This window comes from Paenibacillus barcinonensis (assembly GCF_003217495.1).
GTDB classification, from domain to species: domain Bacteria; phylum Bacillota; class Bacilli; order Paenibacillales; family Paenibacillaceae; genus Paenibacillus; species Paenibacillus barcinonensis.
This window is the reverse complement of the sequence record NZ_QJSW01000023.1, coordinates 44,971-66,103: the sequence shown is the minus strand read 5'-3', so window position 1 is coordinate 66,103 and position 21,133 is coordinate 44,971. Positions and strand designations below refer to the sequence as shown.

Here is a 21,133-nt window from a genome sequence, read left to right as displayed (position 1 = left end):
CAATCGCTTAACGCATGTTGCCAATGATGGAGGATCTGGAGTCTTGCATTTTTTTTATGAAATTTGTCATGAGATCAAAAGCTTCATTCCGTTTGTTAGACAGAGATTGCAAACGAAGCATATCCATTTGTTGCGAATTGCTGAGGGCATCAATCTGCCCTTTCAGTGACTGCACCGCTACTTGATCTCCTCTTTGCTGTGCTGCTTGCAATTGTGCACTCAGCTCTGCAATTTGCTGATTGCGCTGCTGAACCACTTGAATCTGTGATTGCAGCTGAGCTTCCAGCAATCTGCTGCGCTCCTGCTGAACCATCATTAACGCCGTTTCAATATCCGTTGAAGAAATGTCTACACTGGATAACGAAGAAATCGGTTGAATCGCATAACTGCCTGCTGCAGATGCCGAAGTAACCACCGATACAGCTGCAATCGCGGCAACAACTGTTGAAGAGAGAAGCTTGATTGACTTTTTCATAGAATAGACCTCCCGACATATGTAGAAGATATCTGGTGAAGATTGACATCATTCGACATGATTATACCAGAGGAACCAGGACTTAAATCTATTATTTTAAATTTTAAATAAACTCATGCAGCTCGCTCGTGATTACTTAGATTATTTAGATTACTTGGATTGGTTAATTAAAATGTAGCGAGAAAGTTTACTTTGAATAACAAGCATGTTATATTTATAACAATTAAGTTTTATACAATTTAATTTGGTTTATATATTACATATAATCCATGCCAATATACAGGAGGTTTTACCGTGAAAAAAATATTAGTTGTTTTAACCAATGTCGATAAATATGCAACCAAGGATGAGCCTACAGGACTGTGGCTGAGTGAAGCCACTCACTTTATTGAAGAGTTCGACCATAACGAGAATGTACAGGTTGATCTGGTCAGTCCGAACGGCGGCAACGTACCGCTTGATCCAAAAAGCCTGGGAGATTCTCTGGACGAAAGCACCAAAGCCTATTACGAGAATGAATCCTTCATGAATAAGTTGAAACACACCCTGAAACCAAGCGAAGTGAGCGCAAGTGACTATGATGCGATCTATTTCACTGGCGGCCACGGTACGATGTGGGATTTCCCTGACAACGCGGAGCTACAAGAGCTTTCTCGTGATATTTATGAAAAAGGCGGTGTCGTGTCCGGTGTCTGTCACGGTGTAACAGCGCTGCTAAATGTGAAGCTCTCCAACGGCCTGCTTCTCATTAACGACAAAAAAGTGTCCGGCTTCACCAACGAGGAAGAAGAACTTGCACAACAAACAAAATATGTTCCATTCCTGCTTGAAGACGCACTGAGAGAACGTGCTTCTGAATACGTGAAGGCTTCTCCGTTCAGCTCCTACGTGACAACAGACGGTCGTGTCGTAACAGGTCAGAATCCACAATCAAGCAAAGCCGTAGCTGAGAGTGTCAAGGAATTGCTTGGGCTGTAATTAACATAGAAGGACGCGTTCCCGAACAAGTCTCATTCCCATTCGCTCCCCCATGAGCTTAATATAGATGAACACAGCATACAGCACGGATCTGTCGTCCCCTGACAGATCCGTGCTGTTTTATATTGAAGCGGCATGACGTCAGCCAGATCTATGATGAGCCTGTGGTTATAACTCAGCCCCTACTCCATCTACAATGGGGAGTCCCGTCTGTTCAATATGCCCGCTAGGACATCAATCGGGTACCGATCCATTCACCGTACCATCTTCATTAAATATGCCGTAAAAAACCTGAGCTATAGTTTCGTTATTCTGGCTCTGCTTACGTACGTGATTGGCCCAGCATCTGATTCTCACCTGAAAAAGTGAGAGGATACCAGTCTAAGGTAAGGTGTTAATGGACTTGGCGCTTCACGATGCCAAGCCCTGCGGTCAGGCCTAAAAGGAGAAAAACCACGCGCTGAATGTGTGCCCCCCGACAGGCAAAACATGGTCTGCCGCCTTAGATGAAAAAGTCAGAGAGCTGTGATACAATGATGGAATTGTGTATTCGCAGACAGACATACAGATCGAGCTCAAAACGGAACATCTTGGGTACTCTTCATCTATTGATCATACTGCCACTTTAGGGAGGTTTATGGAACAACCATGCTCATTATTGGTATCGCCGGAGGAACTGGCTCCGGCAAAACAACGGTCGCCCGCTCCGTTATCGAACGTTTGGGATCAGGTAAAGTGACCTTCATATCCCAGGACAACTATTACAAGGACCAGTCAGACCTCACACCTGAGCAGCGTCGGCTTACGAATTACGATCATCCGTTTGCCTTTGATAATGACCTGCTGATTGAGCATCTTACTCTTTTGAAAAAAGGGCAAGCCGCTTATGCTCCTGTATATGACTTCACTATAGATAACCGTGCGACAGGCGAAACCATCGAACTTGCGCCCAACCACATTGTCATTGTAGAAGGTTTACATGTGCTTATTGATGAACACCTCCGCACACTTCTGGATATCAAGGTATTTGTGGATACCGACTCCGATGTACGGATTCTCCGCAGAGTGTTGCGGGACATGGAAGAGCGTGGACGTACGATCCAGTCCGTATACAAGCAATATCTCGAAACAGTTAAACCGATGCATGATGCGTTTATTGAGCCGTCCAAAAAATACGCCGATATCATTATCCCCGAAGGCGGGCATAATGAAGTGGGTATTCAGATGCTATCTATTCTTACCGAGAAGTATCTCACGGGAGAGAACTGGAACAGATCATAATTGGATGCATTGCATCTCTTAGGAGCATTGCCTCAAAGCCTTTCAATAAAAATCCAGATTACGATACAGCGTAATCTGGATTTTTATTTGTTCTGACCGAATCTTCATTTATACTATATGGCATAGTTAGTTGAGAGGAGTTTTACGCTATGGCTACTTTTGAAGAGTTTATACAGCATGACATTCGAGTAGGTACCGTGGTGGAGGCTGAGCCCTTCCTGAAGGCGCGTGTTCCTGCGATTAAAATGAAAATTGATTTTGGACAGCTTGGTCTGAAAAACTCCAGTGCTCAGATTACCCAACGCTACACACCCGACATGATGATTGGCAAACAGGTTGTTGCCGTCGTTAACTTCCCGCCGCGGCGAATTGCCGGCTTCGTCTCTGAGGTACTTGTTCTCGGCGGTGTGCCTGGCGCGGGAGATGTGGTCCTGCTTTCCCCGGATCACCCGTTACCCAATGGAACACCCATTGCCTGACTATATTTTTTACAATTACGTACACAAGGGGTTTTCAAATGTTTGGGAATGGAGTATTATTTATGTATTAATGCATCAACTACATAAGCTTTGTTTCGGACCTTAAAGCATAAGGCTATGAATCTGCGGATTCATGGCCTTTTTTGTTGTTTTTGAAGGTGTATTCGTCTGTAGCATTGGCTAATGAACCTGGAAAGGAGGAGCAGCTCGTTGATAATTCACACCAATAAATTAGATATACATGGTAGAATATTGATTATTATTACAAATTTAGCATCAGAAGTTCTTAACACTACATAACAACGATAACATCAATTATTGAGAGGGGTAAGATTCATGAGAAAAAAGATCATTTCTAGTTTAACCACATTCGCTCTATTGACAGGGGCGATTGCAGGAGTTGCAGGCATAGTAGGCTCCAGTTCTGTAAAAGCAGCGCACGGCGCAAGCACCTTCAAGGATGTACCCACGGCCCACTGGGCATCCTCAGCTATTGATTCGGCCGTAGAGCAAGGCTATTTCAAGGGATATGCCGACGGCACATTCAAACCAGGAGCTCCGGTGACCAAAGCGGAGATGGCCAGTATTTTAGCGCGTTTGTCTGATCAGCCGGAGCTGCAGACGCCTGCACCAAATCCGTTCACCGATGTGCCAGAGTGGGCCAAGAACGGCGTGTCTACAGCTATAGCAAAAGGTTTTATTGATCCTTCCAGCTACAAGGGTAAACTGGATGCTCAGGCTCCACTGAGTCGAGGTGAAATGGCTAACTGGCTGACACAAGGACTACGTGTGGTGAATTCAGACTATGGACAGGCTCTCTCCGATGTCACCAACACCGTAATCCCTGCGAAGGAATATTTTACAGGCACGCTGGCAGCTTCACAAAAAAATGCCGTCGCTGTTGCTCTCGGGACAGGACTCATGAGCGTTGCTAATGATAAGACCTTTGGGGTGAACCGCACCACAACCCGTGCCGAGGTTGCTGTATTGATTGCCCGGTACGCGTCCGTTGCCAAAACAAAGCCGGCAGATATTCAGGGATTGAACGAACTGCGACAGGTGGGCTTGACGGGAACTAATTTGAGTGTGATTGCACCTAGATATCAGAAACCAGGACCTGAAAAGTTTTCTGAGTCCTACGACTACAGTAAGATAACTGGTGATTTTTCAAAAGTTAGGAATCAGGAATTGGTGACTGTAACTAAATATGCTACAGCCAAGATAAAAAATTGGATTATTATCAACCCTTATGTTAAAGAAAAAGAAAGGAGCATTTATTATCCTGCATTCGTTGATGAAAAAGATAAGCTACTTCGAGGAGCTTACTACTCTTTTATAGAATATGATTTCAACATTATTAACTCTATGAATCGCTTGCAGGCTGGAAGCCTCTTTAGCTCTCCAACAATAAATCCGTTAACATCACCTAGTAGCAAAGCATTTAAAGACTATGCAGTGCCTCACATCAATAGTTTACTTAGCTCTAAAGGATTTTTTGTTCTAAAGAATCCAGGCTACTGGGGAGAAGGTTTACTACACTTTGATAAAACGCTTAATCCCGAAGTTCATCTTACTCTAAAAGATGGTACAGATTTTTTTATAGTTCCCAATTAACCTATTAAAGGAGGATTATTTTTTTGAACGTAGGCTCACTCTTCAGAAAGTCTTTCTTATCTTTCACGACGGCCTGCATTTTATTATTTCCAGCTCACGATGCTTTTGCTGGAGGCGGACCAGGCACAAAATCTATCTTGGAGGCTACACACTTTGAACCCTCAACACCAGCTAAATCACAGAAAAAATTAACTCCTGTAGAAGGTAAAGGAACGACTAATGTTGGAGTTTATATATACCAACAAGATAACCTAAAGTGGAAAGTTGAAGGCGAATGTAATGGTCAAGAGTTATCAAATATTCATTCAACTAACAAGCCTGTATCGTCTTTAGTATGTGTTAGACTCTCTTTGGAAGAGCCTAGTTATCAGCCTACATCTTTTAAAGATAGCTTAGGAAATACATATACTAGCAGCACTCTTTCTAATTCTTCTATAAAACCCATCTATATGGATGATATCGCTCATTATCGTCCTGGTAGACCTATTCTAGTAAGTGTAGAATCTTTCTCTGGTAGAGAAGTTAGATTTACTGCACAGATTGGTGGAGTCATTGAGCCTATTGAGTACAGGCCCTATAATCCCCCAAAATACTCTGCTGATTACGTATTTAATACCGATATTTATTGGCGAGCTAACGCCGAAATCACCAAAGAAATCAACCTTACTCCTGGGGGACAAATTGGCTTAAATCAGACGAAACAGCTTCAGGCTACAGTTAAAACCAAGACTGGGGATGGCAGCTTTGGTGCTGAAACCAATGTGAACACGGGCAGCGGAGGAACGACCACATGGGAGTCCTCCAATCCTGCAGTGGCAACCGTGAGTAGCTCAGGACAGGTACAGGCGATTAGCAGAGGAACGACATATATCACCGTTTTGTGGAAGAAGGATGGATTTGAGTTAACTACCCGAACAGCCATCAGCGTTGAACAGGGAACCGGTGGTGAGGATGACGAACAAAACGAGGGTGGCGATAGCGGTGGTAAAGGCGGCTGTACCCCAAGTATTGAAGCACCCACTTCAGGTGCAACGATGAACATGAGCCACCTCGAACCTAATGCTACAGGTGTTATAAAATCGGATAACAGAGATAATGAAATATTCGATGTGTTGAAAGGAATTCCAACGTCCGAGTCTCTTTACACTAATGCTTTCGCTAATCATTATCTGTTCAAACAAGCCTGGACGAAAATGAGAGGTAAAGTTACCTATGACTGCAGCATCACCATCTCCTATGATAGAGAATGGACTGTACCCGGACCCCAGATATGCAATGCCCAAGGTTGCAGGGATGGCACTCCTGTGCCCAGAAACGATACGGTAACGAAGCCATACAGCTTCCAGATTACCAGAGATTATTCCTACTGGGTCATCAGTAATCTTGAAGTTTACAGAATCGGCAAAGCTATGATGAAGAATTATGCTCTGCCAGGTGAGACCATTACGATGAATCCATCCGGTTATGTTGCACCTGTGCTTGAATCCAGAAACGATTCCTCTGTTGAAAGCCATGTGAGGCCTGGGCAAAGCATGGCTATATCTTACACACCAACCAAACTAACAGGCGGGTTGGATTCGCCACCGGATGTACCTGATGATTCAGACTTATTAAAGGGGAAGGCTGAAGCCAATACACCTCAGAGCACTGTGAAGAATGACTTAGTGAAATTTAACAATGTCACCATTATGAACGATGCGGAAACCACCAAAGATGGCCCGACACCAGCTGACATCCCGCCGCCTTCCATGATTGGACGAGACGTCTTGTACACACCTAATCATCGAATAAGCAGTTCCCTGCTTAACAAAGCAAATACCGAAAGCTCAGGCCAAATCTATTATGACCTGCTGTCAGGCAATGTGAACGGTGGAATGAGCAAGGTGTTTCCAATCAATGGCATCAACACGGTTACCGTACATACTCCTGTCGTCAATTATGCGTGGGTATCAGACGATCAACCGCATAATCAGAAAACAGTACCCGATCCCACCCTTGCTGCACTTATTCTGGAGCGTGAATTCATCGTACGCGTCCCTACAACGGGGCAGCATCTGGACGCCGCCAGTTATCCCGGATATGGAAACAGGGACTATGCCCAATATTTCAGAACGAAACAGGTGTTGTTCCCGTTTGATGTATATACGGCTGACCGGTCACGTTTCATTCCATCCCATACGTGGATCGATATCCCCGTACAGCAATTGGACACAAGCTTCTATCTTCCCGTATGGGTAGATGAAGGGAAATATACGATTGAGTTTCGCAATATAGCCGAGAACGCTCCGGCCAATTATACAGGGCAGCCCGATGCCAACACCAATCTGGTGCACCATACGGCAAGTGACAGAATATCCGTAGATGTGATTGGCAGATTGTATGATTTTCATGTTACCGACATCTCCGACTACAATTGGGAACGTGTATTTCGGCGAATACCTGGCAGTCCCGAGCATACGGGCAATAGCTATTGGACAGGATTTCGCAACATTGATGGTGACCCCAGAAGCCCTTTTGCACCCTTTGTGCTGCCAGTCCGTCCCGGAAGTCACCCTGTACAGGGTTTTGGGAACGTCGCTGTGAAAACAGGTTATCACTTCAAGTTTGATCTCAAAACAAAGGGCAATATGTTTGGCAAAATGGATGGCATTCGAGTTACACCCACGTTTTCCTTTATAAGCAGGGACGGGTCTTCGCGTGAGGATGTGGATCTCTATTATCATCGGGGGCAGGAGCGTCTTATTCAAATTGGTTCAGCGCAGGATTTGGAGAAACGTTATGTCGTTCTGAACTCACGGCTTCGTAATGTACCCGGCATAGAGTTGAGTGATGCGGCACGTTACGAATATACTTATGAACTCTCCGCAGACGAACGCAGACGGAAATCGTTAGCGGAGCATATGGTGCAGGTGGTCGCCCAGACGTCACACCAAAAAACATGGACAGGACGCTACAACTGGATGATCCTTACAGCTCCAATTCGTACCCTTATTGGACCCAAGACAAACCTGCCTGCCAGCGTCAGTGCGGACCGGGTCAACGCCGCGATTCAGCGGTGGTACGGAGAGTACAGTCTGCCAGCTGATGTGTACGCTGTACCGAAAGGCACTAATCTGGAAGCCCTGTCCAGAAAAAGTTCATTAGATGAAAAGTCCACGATCTTTTTAAAAAATGGCTACATTATCGTTAACTTTAATATCGAAAGTGTACGCAACGGGAATACTGCGGCACCACATCTCCAATATATACATGCTCCACTCATGAATCAGTGGCAATTGGAGGGGTTTCATCGCTCACCTGCCAACAGCAACGGCAGCAGCTGGCCGCTCAGGGATGGCGATATTCTCTTCTATGATGCCAGCCAGTCAAGTCGCAGCGACTTCCAGGCTCAGGCGCCACATTAACGGACATCAGAGTTCCTTACACAACAACAGGGTTATCCAGAATGATTTCATGGCAACTCATGAATTCACTCCAGATAACCCTGTGCTCGTATATCTATTACATCATCCTTCTACCTATTCCTATGACCCGCCATGACCTCTACACGCTCCTGCATCTGCATCCTGTCTCTCACTGCTCGCAGGGACAATGCAGAGGACATCAGACTGCGCGTATATCCATGATTTGCTGAACTGGTCAGCTTGGCGCTATCCACAATCTCTACCACTTTTCCTTCATGCATTATAGCGATGCGGTCACTCACCTGCTGCACCACCGCAAGATCATGTGAGATGAAAATGGAGGCACCTCCAGTCTCCCTCCGCAGCTCAACCAACAAATCAAGAATCTGCTGCTGAATGGAAACGTCAAGCGCCGAGGTAGCCTCATCATATAGAATGACATCTGGACGCAAACCAATCGCACGAGCGATCACTGCTCGCTGCTGCTGACCGCCGCTTAGTTCATGCGGATATTTATCCGCATCCGCAGCAGACAAACCGACTCGCTCCAGCAGAATCCGCATTTCCTGAATAGCCTGCTCACGCTTCATCAATTTATAATTCAACAGCGGCTCGCTAATAAATCTGCCTACCTTCATACGTGGGTTAAATATCGCCGCAGGCTCCTGGAATACCATCTGAATCTGTTTTCGCATCTGCCTCAGCTTCTCACCCTTCAGACGAGTGACCTCTTGCTGACGATACCAGATTTCTCCTGAAGTCACCTGCTCCAGCTGAGTTATACATTTCGCGAGTGAGCTTTTGCCGCTTCCACTCTGTCCGACAATCCCCAGACATTCGCCGGGATATAAAGCCAGATTTATGTTTTGTAGCGCCTGAATGGACTGCTGCCCCTTCAAGTCATAGGTTTTGCATACCTGATTTAACCTCAAAATGGGCCATCGGTTATCAGTCATGCATATCTCCCTCCAATTCGGGTACAGCATTCAGCAGTTTACGCGTGTATTCATGTAAAGGAGCCGATATAACGTCCAACGTGTCTCCTAGCTCCACCAGCTTGCCGTTCAACATCACACCGATGCGATCAGCCATATGAGCCGCCACAGCCATATTGTGTGTCACCATAATCATGCCTGTTCCCTGTTCGGCACACAGCCTGCTCAGTTGATTCAATACTTCGTTCTGGGTTGTAACGTCCAGTGCGCTGGTCGGCTCATCCGCCAGCAGCAGCTCAGGCTTGAGCGAAGCAGCCATCGCTATCGCTGTGCGCTGCTTCATACCGCCACTAAGCTGGGAAGCATACGCACGCATGACCCGTTCGGGATCATCCAGACCCATACTCGCCAGTGTGCGAACGGCCAGTTCCTTAGCTTCTTTACGGGACATGGGAAGATGAGCACGAATAGCCTCCACATACTGACTCTCGATACTGCGAATCGGGTTCAGATATGAGCCGCTGTCCTGAAACACCATCGCCATCCGTTGACCATGCACCCCATGCCAATTCTGCACTAAGGTATCGTTACCCAACAGCATCTGGCCCTGAAAACAAATCTCTCCGCCTGTGTATCTCCCGCCTGCGGGCAACAATCCCATTACTGCCCTGAGCAAGGTAGACTTCCCGCTACCACTTTCACCTACGATGCCAACAACTTCTCCCGGGTTCATAGAAAAGGAAACCTCATGCAGAGAAGCCGTACCGTCCTTATAACTGACAGACAAATTCGTTACCTCAAGCAGGGTTGTCGCTTCCCTGTGCCCAGACATCCTCACTGTTCAACCTTGATATTGCGATCCAGCAAATAGAAGTCAATCGGGTACATCGTTGCACCCTTCACATTACTTTTGCTAACAATATTAATCGGCGTATAGGTCACAAACATATACGCGGCATCGTTCAGAATGAGCTGCTGAGCTTCTGCTGCAAGGGCGTAGCGTTTCTCCACGTCAAACTGTGAATGAAGTCGCTGAATAATGTCATCCAGCTTCGGATTACTGTACCCGCCAATATTCCACTCTGCCCCGGTCTTGAAATAAAAGTCGAGTATGTACTGCGGATCACCCGTAATGCCTGTGTTAATGCTCGTCAGAGCAAGATCGTAATTCCCGCTCTTCTGATGATCGGTGAGATCCTCATATGAGGTCAGCTCCAGTCCAACGCCAATCTCTTTAAGCTGGGACTGCATTGCGGTCGCCACAATAGAATCGGACTCATACGCCGAATTGAGAATGAGCTGAAGCGACAGCTTTTTGCCATTTTTCTCCCGAATACCGTCCCCGTCTGTATCCTTATAGCCAGCCTCATCCAGCAGTTGTTTTGCTTTTGCAGGCTCGTAATTATAACCGGTGATCTTGTCATACCCGAAAGGCAAAGCAGATGTAAATGGCCCTTTGGCAGCCTGTCCGCCAACTAACGTACTTGCATACATTTCCCGATCAATCCCATAAGAGATAGCACGGCGAACCTTCACATCACTTAACAGTGGATGCGTTGTATTAAACCATACGAACTGTGTGCGCAGGCTGGGAATTTCATCTATCGTATATTGTGTCTTGTCCTGAAAAAGAGACATGCTGCTACGGCCTATATTACTGGCCACATCAATCTCTCCCGATTGCAGTGCCAGCGCGCGTGTGCTGTCATCCTTGATATACTTCAAGGTCATGGTGTCCAGATCAGCCGCACCGCCCCAGTAGCCATCGTACTTTTTGACCTTGATCTCCTGATCCGGTGTATATCCTGTAACCATGAACGGCCCAGTCGCAATCGGCTCACTCTTAAACTTCGACGTGTCTGCACTTGTATCAACGATAATGAACAACGGCTCGGCAATGTTGCCTAGCAGGGAGGCATCCGGCTCGGTAGTTTGAATTGTCAGCTCCTGACCCTTGGCTGTCATGGACGCGATTGGCAGTGTCGATGGACCTCTCTCGTTTAAGGAGAGGGAGCGTTCGATTGATTTTTTTACCGCATCAGCAGTCACCGGATTGCCATTATGGAATGTAACACCCTCACGAATGTGGAAATGCCACGTTGTATCGTCGATTCGCTCCCACTTGTCCGCCAGCTTGGGAACCATCTTCATATGCTCATCGAACTGAATCAGCGTCTCGCCTATTGCAGCCCGTGCCAGCGTCCACCCGTTCCACTCCTCGGCAGGATCAAGGCTGCTTCCCAACCAGAACAACGCCACATTCAGATGTGATTTCTGGCCTGCTGCACCTGTACCACTTGCATCTGCTCCAGAGGATTTCCCCACATTCTCTGCGGCATTGGATGATGATGAAGTCGTTGAATCTTGATTGGTACCGCAAGCAGTCAGCACCAGAACAGCCAGCATGGATATGAGAGCAAGCAACCCTATTCTTTGAATCTTACTCATGCCTTTCCTTCCCCCTGTTACACTGTAGTTTTTTTGGGATCAAGCACATCTCGCAAACTGTCTCCCAGCAAATTAAAAATGATCACTGTACTGAATATCGCCAGCCCCGGATAAATTAACAACCACGGCGCTGTCTGTAAATATCGTCTGCCTTCATTCAGCATCGCTCCCCACTCTGGGTCTGGAGGCTGTGCCCCAAGTCCGAGAAAGGACAGGCCAGAGATAGAAAGCATCATGCCCCCCACGTCCATCATGGCCATTACGATTAAAGGCGACAGCATGTTCGGCAGAATCGTTCTGCTGATAATCTGAATTTTTCGTGCACCGCTGAAGGCAGCAGTGGTGACAAATTCTTTTTGCTGAAGAGAAATGACCAGACTTCTCGCCATCCGTGCATATTTCGCCCACCAGACAACCGAAAGCGCAACGACAGTGTTGAATAATCCCGGGCCTAGCATGCCGACTACAGCAATGGCAAAAATCAACCCGGGAAATGCCATCAACGTATCACACAACCGCATCATAATTGTATCCGTCACCCCCCGTGCAAAGCCGGCGATGGCTCCAATTACAACACCCAGAGTGAATACAATACCAATCATCATGAACGTAAGCAGCAACGAAGTCCTTGCCCCATATAACAGACGGGACAGGACGCAGCGCCCGAGCTGGTCTGTACCAAGTGGAAATTCCGGGCTGGAGGGCTGCAGCACCTTGGTAAAATTCGCAGCGAGTGGATCATGCGGTGCAAACAGCGGACCTACGATAGCCAGAATGATCCAGCCCACAGTCAGAGACAGCAGGAACATAAATGTACGACGCTCCGTCAGCATCCATCGAATTGTACGCATCTAGACGTCCACATCCAGTTGAATGCGTGGATCACGCAGATGTGTCCACAGGTCAACAAGCAGGTTCAACGTGACGTAGATGATCGCCATCCACATGACATACCCCTGTATCAATGGATAATCCCGTGTAAAAATCGCATCCACCGCCATCTGGCCTACCCCAGGCCACACGAATAAACTCTCCACGATCGCTGCTCCGCCGAGCAATGCTCCGGTTGTCATGCCCATAAGAGTTACAATCGGCAGCATGGCATTGGGCAATATATGTCGCCACATAATGATCGACTCCTTCACACCTCTCGCTCTTGCACCCACCACATAGTTTTGGCTGCTCTCCTCCAGCAGAACTACGCGAATCTGCCTGCTGTACTGGGCAATCAGTGGAATGGCAAGTGTGATGGCAGGCAGAATCAGGCTTGTCCAGCCCGAGCTGCCCATAACAGGCAGCAGCCTCAGCTGCACACCAAACACCAGCATCAGCAGCATCCCCAGCCAGAAGCTGGGCATCGACAGACCCGCAAAGGAAAACAGCCGAATTACAGCATCCAGCAGCCTGTTCCGATGCACAGCCGAAAGTATTCCCAACGGAAAAGAGATCAGAATAACCAGCAGCATGGCACTTCCCGTTAACCACAGCGTGGCAGGCAGTCTCGCCATCAACACGTCCAATACCGGACGTCCGTATTTATAGGAGGTACCGAAGTCTCCGGCAACCACCTGTGCAAGCCATGTTCCGTACCGTACCAGAAACGGCTGATCCAGCCCCAGGTCTGACCGTACCTGTCTGACCAATTCATCCGAGGGCGTGACTCCCGTGGACATCAGCATCAGTCTGGCAGGGTCTCCCGGAGACAGATACGTTAACAGAAACGTCAGGAATGTAATGCCAAACAGAACGGCGATCAGCTGTAATAATCGTTTAAAGATGTACCTGCCCAATGAACAAAACGCCCTTCCTGATCGCGATGTAATGCATACGTATATCACTATTTTCTGTGCATTCCAAAAAGGCGTCCCTCTCCGTTGTACTGGATAAGGACGCCTTAAATAAACAGATTTTCAGAAAAAATCATGCTCTTTAAACACCTTCCTATCTCCCGTAGGGTACTGCTGTGTTTGTCAAACCTGGCAGGTCTCCTGGCTTCAGCGTCATTGCCATAACAGCTCCTTCCCGGTCTGCTCCAGACCAGTGGATATGCTGTTTGACTCCTCTGTTACAGTGGCGGGACCGCGCCGGCATCACACCGGACTTCCCTTTTAAGCTTCTGCCCCAATGGGCAGAGCACCAAGCTCCACATATTCAATTAAGTGCTATGCACAATTTCAAAATTACACCATTCGGATTACACTTCTGTATCAGTATAGCGGCATGCCGATTAATGTTCAAAACTTTTCTTTCAAAATTAAAATTATAGTTGCTGCTAATCCCGATTTCCCGACCCCCGTGAACCCTTAGGAGATATACCTGTCACACGCTTGAACATTTTGGAAAATAAAAGCGGGTCCGTATAACCCACAGAATGGGCTACTTCACTGACAGAAAGAGAAGGATTGCGCAGCAGCTCGGCTGCACGATTCATACGATACTCCAGAAAAAAGGCTTGCAGCGACTTGCCGTATCGTTCTTTGAACAGCCCTGATAAATACGTGCGGTCCAGCCCGACAGCCTGAGCAATATCCAGAATGGAGGTGCGCTGGCTGTAGCGATTCTCCATAAACTGCACAGCCTGACGGATATACACCTCTTTGGCCGAAAGCAGCTGGTGATCCTCCGCCCTGACAGGTGCGGAGGAGATCAAGGCAGCCATCAGGCGATATAACAAGCTCTGATGAAGCACATCCCCGCCTGCAAGCGGGCTCGCCCCAGCCTGAACCATCTCTTCATACAGATGCGCCATCGTGTCAGGCTCCTGTGCTTTGAACACCGGATACTCGGCGCTCAGTTGTGCACGCTGCATAAATGCCTTGGCCTGCACACCTTTGAAGCCAAACCAAGAATAGGTCCAGGGCTCCTGTGCATCCGCCTCGTAATGAATGACGGTGTCAGGCAAGATGATAAATCCTTCTCCCTGAGTCAGACGATATTCCCGATCCCCCATATACACGGTACCAAGGCCTTCATGTATGTAGTGCACGATATAAGAATCCCGGACACCCGGCCCCCAGTAATGAGCAGGATCGCACGCTTCCCATCCATAAAATAACAAAACCAGCTCCATCTGCGTCCAGCCCGCAGAAACCACGTTCATCTCTATTTTCCGGCTCATGCCTGTTCACTTCCTCCGCATCCGTCATGCATGTTCTAACTCCTCTTCCTATTCCCCCGACCAAGCTTCACATTAAATTATAACAGCCGGATAACGCAAATATAAACTGAAAACGGAAACACAAATGGGATTATGCCATATTTGAGAGGGGTTGAGCCATAGTGATATCAGCCTGTTCGGCCTATAGTTGGGGTACAACATTTTATCAGGAGGTTGAGCTGGAGATGAACAAAATTACGTTTCTCGGTGCGGGCAGCACTGTTTTTGTAAAAAATGTATTGGGTGATGTCATGCTGACGGAGGCCTTGCAGGACTTTGAATTAGCCTTGTTTGACATTGATGCGGAGCGTCTAAGCGATTCGGAGCGCTTGTTAAAAAGCTTGGCTCTATCGCTGGGCAGCCGCTGTTCTATCCGAACATATCAAGACCGCAAAGAAGCGCTGCGCGGCGCTAAATATGTCATTAACGCCATCCAGGTCGGTGGATATGATCCATGTACGATTACGGATTTCGAGATTCCAAAGAAATATGGCCTGCGTCAGACGATTGCCGATACCCTCGGTATTGGCGGCATTTTCCGTAATCTGCGCACCATTCCGGTGATGCTCGACTTCGCGCGCGATATGCAGGAGGTATGCCCGGATGCCTGGTTCCTGAATTATACCAACCCGATGGCTGTACTCACCAATGTCATGAATGTACATGGCGGGATCAAAACGGTAGGGCTTTGTCACAGTGTGCAGGTCTGCGTGCCTCATCTCTTTGATTCGCTGGGCATTGACCAGACAGGTGTCGTTGCCAAAATTGCGGGTATTAACCATATGGCGTGGCTACTCGAGGTGACAAAGGATGGCGTTGATCTGTATCCTGAGATCAAACGCCTTGCGAGACAGAAGCAGCAGGAAACCCATGACGACATGGTACGATATGAGCTGATGCATCGCTTTGGTTACTATGTCACCGAATCCTCCGAGCATAACGCGGAGTATCATCCCTATTTTATCAAACGCAGCTACCCTGAACTGATCGAACGCTTCAACATTCCGCTGGATGAGTATCCACGCCGCTGTGTAAATCAGATAGCCGAATGGAAGGAAATGCGGGAGAAGCTGTTTGCAAGTGAAAATATTCAGCATACGCGCAGCCGTGAATATGCTTCGCATATTATGGAAGCGATGGAGACGGATCGGCCTTACAAAATCGGCGGTAATGTCATGAACAACGGACTCATCACCAACCTGCCGCGCGAAGCATGTGTCGAGGTGCCTTGTCTGGTCGATGCCTCCGGTATCAGTCCAACATACATCGGAGATTTGCCACCACAGCTGGCAGCGCTGAACCGCACCAACATTAACACACAACTGCTTACAATCGAAGCCGCGATGACGGGGAAAAAAGAACATATTTACCACGCAGCCATGCTTGATCCGCATACTGCTGCCGAACTCTCCATGGACGACATCGTGGCGATGTGCGACGATTTGATTGAAGCGCATGGTGACTGGCTCCCCCGATTTACTTCATAGAATCCAATAGTAATGAAGCGCCGTTTCTGGACTACCCGGAAACGGCGCTTTGGATCTTCAGGATTCCTCACCTATGCAAGTATGGAAAAGCGTGTGCGCAAAAAATGATACAAGTTGGCGCATAACAAACCAATGAATAAATACATTAATCCACCAAACAGGCTATAGATTAGCGCACCTACCAAGGCAGCAACGACTCCAAACACAAGCTGATCCTTATATTTAGCCGGAGATGTCGGTAGATCCGTGACCATAAAGAAGCCACAGAAGAGCAGCGCATTGATAAATGGGGTACGCAGTGCATCCCCTGCATCCCCGGTGTGAAGCTGCCCCATCACCAGCAACAGAATAAAGTAGGTTCCCAGAAACGCAAAAACTTGAGGGAACTTGTTTACACGCCCCGTAACCATATAACCGCCTGCCAAGAGAAGTACCATCATCCATACAGGCAGATCTCCAAAGGCCCCCCACCAGCTTTCCCCTGTCCCAAAGATCAGAACAGACAGCAGCAGACCGAGTGCAGCCGGGTTAAATATCGGCTTTTTGCGGGAAACCAGCACATACTTCGAAACGATTGCTAATATCACAGTGGAAGCGACAATCTCCCATGAGGTGGAGGTGCTGAGGATTAAGGCTACAATTAACCCCGTAATCCATGCTCCGTCTGGCATCATTCTCTTCTTTCGGTTCACCAGACCGAACATCATATCTACAATGATAGCTGTACCCACAGCAACCAGACCATGCACGATGCCTTTCATATCCAGCGCCGCCAGAGAAGCAATGACAAGACAAGCGACCATCGCTATACTCACATATCCTTTTGGTGATTTGATCCATTTCTGTATCGTCATTTAGTGAACTCCTTCCCGAACAAGCTCTATATCAGGTGTAATCAAAATGCTCTGCACATTGGCCTGCTGAATCAATTGCTGCCCCTCTTCCTTACTTAACAGCATAACCGCAGTCGAAAAAATATCCGCCATCATCGCATAGGGAGCAATGATGCTTGAACTGACCCATTCCTTAGGGGAATGCCCGGTTACCGGATGAATTAAGTGATGCACACCCTCTGTGGTTGCACTCCTTCGCTCATAACCGCCAGAAGTGCAGATCGCTGCATTGGATAACTCCAGCGTACATATAACCTCATTCCGGTTTACGGGATGCTGTATGCCTATTTTCCAAGGCTCGCCATGTTCATCCCTGCCTCCGGCATATAGATCTCCCCCTGCATTCACCACAAATCCGGCAAACCGCTGTAATTCATGTGCAGCAAGGTCAATCGCGAACCCTTTCGCCACTGCGCCTAAATCAATCACCAGCGGTTTAAGCAGTGTCATTGTCTGATGGACTTCATCCAGTATAATGTCCCGATAATCTGCAGATTCCACAACAGAACTGTTCATATATTGCCGAGTGAGATAATGTCGATTAAATCCGTGCTGCTCCAGCCTTTTTCCCACGGTTGGATCAAAAACACCCGACGTTAGCTGCGCCATATGCAAAGCCAGCTTCAAAGGTTCAAACAAAAATGAACTGATCTGCACGGGTTCGCCAATCTGTCTGCTTGCTTTCATCAGTTCACTCTCCGGGCTAAATCGACTGCATGCCTGTTCGACTTGCCGGAAGGCATGAAAGGCACGATTTATCTGATGGAGCTGCTGCTGTTCAGATGCCTGGGGATTTCTTTCTTCATTTCCCGTTTCAACATTCTCCCCTGTTCCTGTTACCACCTGAATATCAACGACTGTATCCATAAACAGCTTCCGGCTTCGAATTATCATGAGTTTCGCGCCTGATCCAGCGCATCCTGTACAGCCGACGAGAACGCTTCGGTGCTGTATGTAGCTCCCGATACGTTATTCACTTGGGCGCTTTGCTTACTTATAACCTCGTCCGGCATATCCACCACGTCCTGTTCGGAGTAGTGCATAGCAAACTGACTGATCTCTACATCTGTAATTTTATCTTTATGAATCGTAACCACGACCTTGATGGAGCCTCTCCGATTGCTGCCTGATCCTTCATAGCTGCCATCACGATATATACTTGTATGCTGTGCCTGCGCCCCTGACTCAACCTTGGCCTGTGAAGCTGATGCCTTGCCGTTATCTTTGTTAATGCCCGTTGACACCGGATTTACCAGAGTGTTAATTTGATTGTGCTGTACTGGCGATGGAGAGATCGCCGCAGTCTCTGTAGTATAGTAACCGGCTGTATACACAGCTGCTACAGCAGCTGAACATAATACAATCCATTTCTTGTCCATCTTCGCCATCTATATTCCTCCAATACGAATGAATGCTGTAAGGCATTGTCGATAATCTGAGTATAGGAGCTTATTCTTTAAATTTTCTTAAAATACGGTAAGGCGAGCTGAAAGGTGGAAGTTAGATGAGAGTTCTTGTCGTTGAGGATGACCCGTCGTTGCTGAAAGTGATACGTGAGATTTTCGAACAAGAGTCCTTTCTTGTCGATGGCGCAGAGACAGGGGATGAGGGATATTACATGGCCGAACAGGCTATATACGACCTGATTATTCTGGATGTGATGCTACCGGGGATTGGTGGCGTCGATATCGTACGAAAATTACGCTCACAGTTAAATCGTGTGCCAATCATTCTGGTGACGGCGCGGGATGCCGTGGAGGATCGAGTTGCCGGGCTGGATGCCGGGGCCGATGATTATGTCACGAAGCCTTTTGCTGTATCCGAATTGTTAGCCCGAACGAGGGCGGTGCTGCGAAGACATGGTACGCTTGATCAGGAAGGAGAGCTGGTCTGGGGTTCAATCCGTCTGATGCCGACAGTAAGGGATGCCTGTCATGGAGAACAGACACTGCAGCTTACAGCGACTGAATATAAATTATTAGAATTTTTCATCTGTAATAAAGATCAAATTTTGACGCGTGAGCAGATTTTTGACCGTGTATGGGGATTTGATTCCGGCTCGGCTACCAGTGCAGTAGACGTTTATATTCATCATTTACGCAAAAAGCTGGCGGGCACCGGTGCGGATCATGCGCTTCGCACCGTTCGTGGCATTGGTTATTTATTCAAGGGTGAGCCTCATGTTTAATCAGACCCGCCGCAGGCTTGTCATGCTGAATACCGTTGTGTTTCTGATTGTTCTTTCCGTGCTGAGCGCACTGCTTTATGCTCACATGCGTTTTCGATTGTTGCATGAGATAGATGAGATTCTGCAGCAGGCTCAAAAACGGGTTCAATCCATGCACAGCGTGGAGGCGCTGCTCCAGCCTGCGCTGGGCGCCCCCGAGCAGGACGAGCAGACAACCTATCTGATCTGGAATCATGATCAGCAGCTCGTCGGTCAATCACCACCGCAATCGTTCACGCCTGGCGCCATCCGTTATTTTCAGAACAGGTCTGATTCCAAAATACCGCAGACCTTGAGCTTTGAAGATCACCACTACAGGGTGCTTCAAGTTAATCTGCCCCTCGTTGCGAACAGTGCTTCTCGCGGGGAAGTGACTGTGACCATTGTAAGAAGCCTGGAGGATGTAAACCATACGCTGCACTCCTTGCTGCGCGATCTGGTTATGGGCATCTTTGCAGGGGTTCTAATTTCCCTGCTGGCAGGGTTGTTTTTGGCAGGGCGTGCCCTGGTTCCAATTCGCAGCTCATGGGATAAACAGCAGCGCTTTGTAGCGGATGCCTCCCACGAATTGCGCACTCCAACCGCCATCATTCGTGCAGAAACGGAACTGCTGCTTCAACACCCGGATTCATCCATTGAAGATCAGAGCCCTCACATCGCAGCCATTCTCCAGGAAAGCATGCGAATGAGCAAGCTGCTGGATGATCTGTTAACCCTTGCGCGCACAGATTCCAATCAGCTGCAGATTGAACACGCTCAGGTCGAAGCCGATATCATTCTGGTGGAGCTGGCTGAACAATTCCAGTTGCTGGCCACAACCCAGGATATTCAAATTACAATGGAAATAGATGAACCACTGCGTCTGTGGGGAGATCATGCCCGTATACGCCAGCTATTCATCATCATTCTGGATAATGCACTCAAGTATACCCCTGAAGGCGGGCAGATTCGTATCTCGGGACGGATTCAATCCGGTCAGGTGGATATCCGCATTGCCGATACAGGGGCCGGCATCGCTAAAGAAGACTTGCCCCATATATTTGAGAGGTTTTATCGCGGAGATAAAGCGAGGTCACGTCTGGAGGGAGGTACCGGGCTCGGATTATCCATTGCTCGCTGGATTGTGGACGCTCACGGCGGCAGCATTCGTGTAAAATCAGAGCTTGCTCAGGGCACCGAGGTCCAACTCCGTTTTCCGATCCATAAATAAACGAGGAAATGAACATAGCCGAACGTTTACCCTGCAGGGGTGCGTTCGGCTATTCGGCAATGCTGGACCCATACATGAACAGACTCAAAGATTTGGGTTGTGCATACATGGAATCCTCACAGCTTGCCTATTACAAATTGTGCTTCCCCCATGCCAAAGCTCCAGTCGGCTTCCCCATTTTCCGTAATGGACACCATTAAATCCTGAGGCGACAAGCCGCATTCGGTTTCCAGACGCTCGGCGAGCAGAGCATACAGCTTCTGCTTCTTATCAGGTGTACGTGTCTTGCTGACTATACTGATAACGACCATATCCCGACTACGTTCCAGTCCCAAGTCGGTATCTTCAATAATCATCTCATGGACCGGATGTTGATGTACAATCTGATACCGATCCCGCTGTGGTACTTCAAATGCGTCTACCATCGCCTGATGAGCTACATCAAGCAGTTTTTTTAACGCATTCGGATCACGTCCTTCAATCACATCAAAACGCAACAAAGGCATACATATGTCCTCCTGTTCACTCATGTTATTTGATTCATG

The 21,133-nt window shown here is 47.9% G+C and carries 19 protein-coding genes and 1 riboswitch; of the genes, 8 read left to right on the top strand and 11 right to left on the bottom strand.

The genetic code is table 11. The annotated features are described in order from the left end of the window. Positions 1 to 7 precede the first annotated feature (7 nt). Entirely contained in the window at positions 8 to 475 is a 468-nt protein-coding gene (locus tag DFQ00_RS23975) for a hypothetical protein (RefSeq protein ID WP_110898990.1), read from the bottom strand. Between the two features lie 294 nt (positions 476 to 769). Here DFQ00_RS23975 and DFQ00_RS23970 point away from each other — a divergent pair, with 294 nt between their 5' ends. The 5 genes from DFQ00_RS23970 to DFQ00_RS23950 all read left to right on the top strand — a co-directional run bounded on the left by DFQ00_RS23970 (position 770) and on the right by DFQ00_RS23950 (position 8,231). Continuing rightward, positions 770 to 1,453, top strand: a complete 684-nt coding sequence (locus DFQ00_RS23970; protein ID WP_110898989.1) for a type 1 glutamine amidotransferase domain-containing protein — start codon at positions 770 to 772, stop codon at positions 1,451 to 1,453. 648 nt (positions 1,454 to 2,101) lie between these two features. Continuing rightward, positions 2,102 to 2,734 (top strand): uridine kinase, encoded by a 633-nt coding sequence (gene udk, locus DFQ00_RS23965; RefSeq protein ID WP_110898988.1) that lies wholly within the window; start codon positions 2,102 to 2,104, stop codon positions 2,732 to 2,734. A gap of 149 nt (positions 2,735 to 2,883) precedes the next feature. Then, complete coding sequence (csaA, locus tag DFQ00_RS23960; protein WP_110898987.1) at positions 2,884 to 3,213, top strand: chaperone CsaA; 330 nt, start codon at positions 2,884 to 2,886, stop codon at positions 3,211 to 3,213. A gap of 336 nt (positions 3,214 to 3,549) precedes the next feature. Next, positions 3,550 to 4,827, top strand: coding sequence for an S-layer homology domain-containing protein (locus DFQ00_RS23955; protein ID WP_110898986.1), 1,278 nt, complete (start codon positions 3,550 to 3,552; stop codon positions 4,825 to 4,827). A 449-nt stretch (positions 4,828 to 5,276) separates the two neighbouring features. Further along, positions 5,277 to 8,231, top strand: coding sequence for a DUF5704 domain-containing protein (locus DFQ00_RS23950; protein ID WP_110898985.1), 2,955 nt, complete (start codon positions 5,277 to 5,279; stop codon positions 8,229 to 8,231). Between the two features lie 110 nt (positions 8,232 to 8,341). On the opposite strand, the gene DFQ00_RS23945 is transcribed toward DFQ00_RS23950, so the two are convergent. From DFQ00_RS23945 to DFQ00_RS23920, 6 genes are all read right to left on the bottom strand, one after another. Beyond that, positions 8,342 to 9,187: an ABC transporter ATP-binding protein gene (locus DFQ00_RS23945; protein ID WP_167433819.1), complete on the bottom strand. Its 846-nt coding sequence runs from the start codon at positions 9,185 to 9,187 to the stop codon at positions 8,342 to 8,344. Continuing rightward, positions 9,180 to 9,998, bottom strand: a complete 819-nt coding sequence (locus tag DFQ00_RS23940; protein WP_110898983.1) for an ABC transporter ATP-binding protein — start codon at positions 9,996 to 9,998, stop codon at positions 9,180 to 9,182. The genes DFQ00_RS23945 and DFQ00_RS23940 overlap by 8 nt, the downstream gene beginning before the upstream one ends. 2 nt (positions 9,999 to 10,000) lie before the next feature. Next, entirely contained in the window at positions 10,001 to 11,614 is a 1,614-nt protein-coding gene (locus DFQ00_RS23935; protein WP_110898982.1) for an ABC transporter substrate-binding protein, read from the bottom strand. A 17-nt stretch (positions 11,615 to 11,631) separates the two neighbouring features. Further along, a complete protein-coding gene (gene nikC / locus DFQ00_RS23930) occupies positions 11,632 to 12,465 on the bottom strand; it encodes a nickel transporter permease (protein WP_110898981.1) in 834 nt (277 codons plus the stop codon). Continuing rightward, entirely contained in the window at positions 12,466 to 13,404 is a 939-nt protein-coding gene (gene nikB, locus DFQ00_RS23925) for a nickel ABC transporter permease (protein WP_110898980.1), read from the bottom strand. A gap of 171 nt (positions 13,405 to 13,575) precedes the next feature. Beyond that, a riboswitch (cobalamin riboswitch) is annotated at positions 13,576 to 13,770 on the bottom strand. A 116-nt stretch (positions 13,771 to 13,886) separates the two neighbouring features. Then, a complete protein-coding gene (locus tag DFQ00_RS23920) occupies positions 13,887 to 14,732 on the bottom strand; it encodes an AraC family transcriptional regulator (protein ID WP_110898979.1) in 846 nt (281 codons plus the stop codon). 224 nt (positions 14,733 to 14,956) lie between these two features. On the opposite strand from DFQ00_RS23920, the gene melA reads away from it, so the two are divergent. Next, positions 14,957 to 16,258, top strand: a complete 1,302-nt coding sequence (melA, locus tag DFQ00_RS23915) for an alpha-glucosidase/alpha-galactosidase (protein WP_110898978.1) — start codon at positions 14,957 to 14,959, stop codon at positions 16,256 to 16,258. Positions 16,259 to 16,329: 71 nt separating this feature from the next. On the opposite strand, the gene DFQ00_RS23910 is transcribed toward melA, so the two are convergent. The 3 genes from DFQ00_RS23910 to DFQ00_RS23900 are packed head-to-tail and all read right to left on the bottom strand — an operon-like array spanning position 16,330 to position 18,539. Further along, complete coding sequence (locus DFQ00_RS23910; RefSeq protein WP_110898977.1) at positions 16,330 to 17,112, bottom strand: RnfABCDGE type electron transport complex subunit D; 783 nt, start codon at positions 17,110 to 17,112, stop codon at positions 16,330 to 16,332. Beyond that, positions 17,113 to 18,018: an FAD:protein FMN transferase gene (locus DFQ00_RS23905; protein WP_244213983.1), complete on the bottom strand. Its 906-nt coding sequence runs from the start codon at positions 18,016 to 18,018 to the stop codon at positions 17,113 to 17,115. Positions 18,019 to 18,041: 23 nt separating this feature from the next. After that, the gene (locus DFQ00_RS23900; RefSeq protein WP_110898975.1) at positions 18,042 to 18,539 is read right to left on the bottom strand and encodes an FMN-binding protein; all 498 of its coding nucleotides are present in this window, start codon (positions 18,537 to 18,539) and stop codon (positions 18,042 to 18,044) included. A gap of 116 nt (positions 18,540 to 18,655) precedes the next feature. On the opposite strand from DFQ00_RS23900, the gene DFQ00_RS23895 reads away from it, so the two are divergent. Both DFQ00_RS23895 and DFQ00_RS23890 read left to right on the top strand, forming a co-directional pair. Further along, a complete protein-coding gene (locus tag DFQ00_RS23895) occupies positions 18,656 to 19,339 on the top strand; it encodes a response regulator transcription factor (RefSeq protein WP_110898974.1) in 684 nt (227 codons plus the stop codon). Continuing rightward, the gene (locus DFQ00_RS23890) at positions 19,332 to 20,588 is read left to right on the top strand and encodes a sensor histidine kinase (protein WP_167433818.1); all 1,257 of its coding nucleotides are present in this window, start codon (positions 19,332 to 19,334) and stop codon (positions 20,586 to 20,588) included. Before DFQ00_RS23895 ends, DFQ00_RS23890 begins: the two co-directional genes overlap by 8 nt. A 116-nt stretch (positions 20,589 to 20,704) precedes the next feature. Here the strand turns inward: DFQ00_RS23890 and DFQ00_RS23885 are convergent, their stop codons facing one another. Further along, on the bottom strand, positions 20,705 to 21,094 hold the full coding sequence (locus tag DFQ00_RS23885; RefSeq protein WP_110898972.1) for a tautomerase family protein: 390 nt from the start codon (positions 21,092 to 21,094) through the stop codon (positions 20,705 to 20,707). Positions 21,095 to 21,133 lie beyond the last annotated feature (39 nt).

What these genes read in the sequence shown, in the direction of transcription:
- udk (WP_110898988.1), top strand. Translation starts at nt 2,102, where the DNA reads ATGCTCATTATTGGTATCGCCGGAGGAACTGGCTCCGGCAAAACAACG.
- DFQ00_RS23885 (WP_110898972.1), bottom strand. Translation starts at nt 21,094, where the DNA reads ATGCCTTTGTTGCGTTTTGATGTGATTGAAGGACGTGATCCGAATGCG.
- DFQ00_RS23950 (WP_110898985.1), top strand. Translation starts at nt 5,277, where the DNA reads ATGGATGATATCGCTCATTATCGTCCTGGTAGACCTATTCTAGTAAGT.
- DFQ00_RS23935 (WP_110898982.1), bottom strand. Translation starts at nt 11,614, where the DNA reads ATGAGTAAGATTCAAAGAATAGGGTTGCTTGCTCTCATATCCATGCTG.
- nikC (WP_110898981.1), bottom strand. Translation starts at nt 12,465, where the DNA reads ATGCGTACAATTCGATGGATGCTGACGGAGCGTCGTACATTTATGTTC.
- DFQ00_RS23900 (WP_110898975.1), bottom strand. Translation starts at nt 18,539, where the DNA reads ATGGCGAAGATGGACAAGAAATGGATTGTATTATGTTCAGCTGCTGTA.
- DFQ00_RS23975 (WP_110898990.1), bottom strand. Translation starts at nt 475, where the DNA reads ATGAAAAAGTCAATCAAGCTTCTCTCTTCAACAGTTGTTGCCGCGATT.
- melA (WP_110898978.1), top strand. Translation starts at nt 14,957, where the DNA reads ATGAACAAAATTACGTTTCTCGGTGCGGGCAGCACTGTTTTTGTAAAA.
- DFQ00_RS23940 (WP_110898983.1), bottom strand. Translation starts at nt 9,998, where the DNA reads ATGTCTGGGCACAGGGAAGCGACAACCCTGCTTGAGGTAACGAATTTG.
- DFQ00_RS23910 (WP_110898977.1), bottom strand. Translation starts at nt 17,112, where the DNA reads ATGACGATACAGAAATGGATCAAATCACCAAAAGGATATGTGAGTATA.
- DFQ00_RS23895 (WP_110898974.1), top strand. Translation starts at nt 18,656, where the DNA reads ATGAGAGTTCTTGTCGTTGAGGATGACCCGTCGTTGCTGAAAGTGATA.
- csaA (WP_110898987.1), top strand. Translation starts at nt 2,884, where the DNA reads ATGGCTACTTTTGAAGAGTTTATACAGCATGACATTCGAGTAGGTACC.
- DFQ00_RS23945 (WP_167433819.1), bottom strand. Translation starts at nt 9,187, where the DNA reads ATGACTGATAACCGATGGCCCATTTTGAGGTTAAATCAGGTATGCAAA.
- DFQ00_RS23890 (WP_167433818.1), top strand. Translation starts at nt 19,332, where the DNA reads ATGTTTAATCAGACCCGCCGCAGGCTTGTCATGCTGAATACCGTTGTG.
- DFQ00_RS23955 (WP_110898986.1), top strand. Translation starts at nt 3,550, where the DNA reads ATGAGAAAAAAGATCATTTCTAGTTTAACCACATTCGCTCTATTGACA.
- DFQ00_RS23905 (WP_244213983.1), bottom strand. Translation starts at nt 18,018, where the DNA reads ATGGATACAGTCGTTGATATTCAGGTGGTAACAGGAACAGGGGAGAAT.
- DFQ00_RS23920 (WP_110898979.1), bottom strand. Translation starts at nt 14,732, where the DNA reads ATGAGCCGGAAAATAGAGATGAACGTGGTTTCTGCGGGCTGGACGCAG.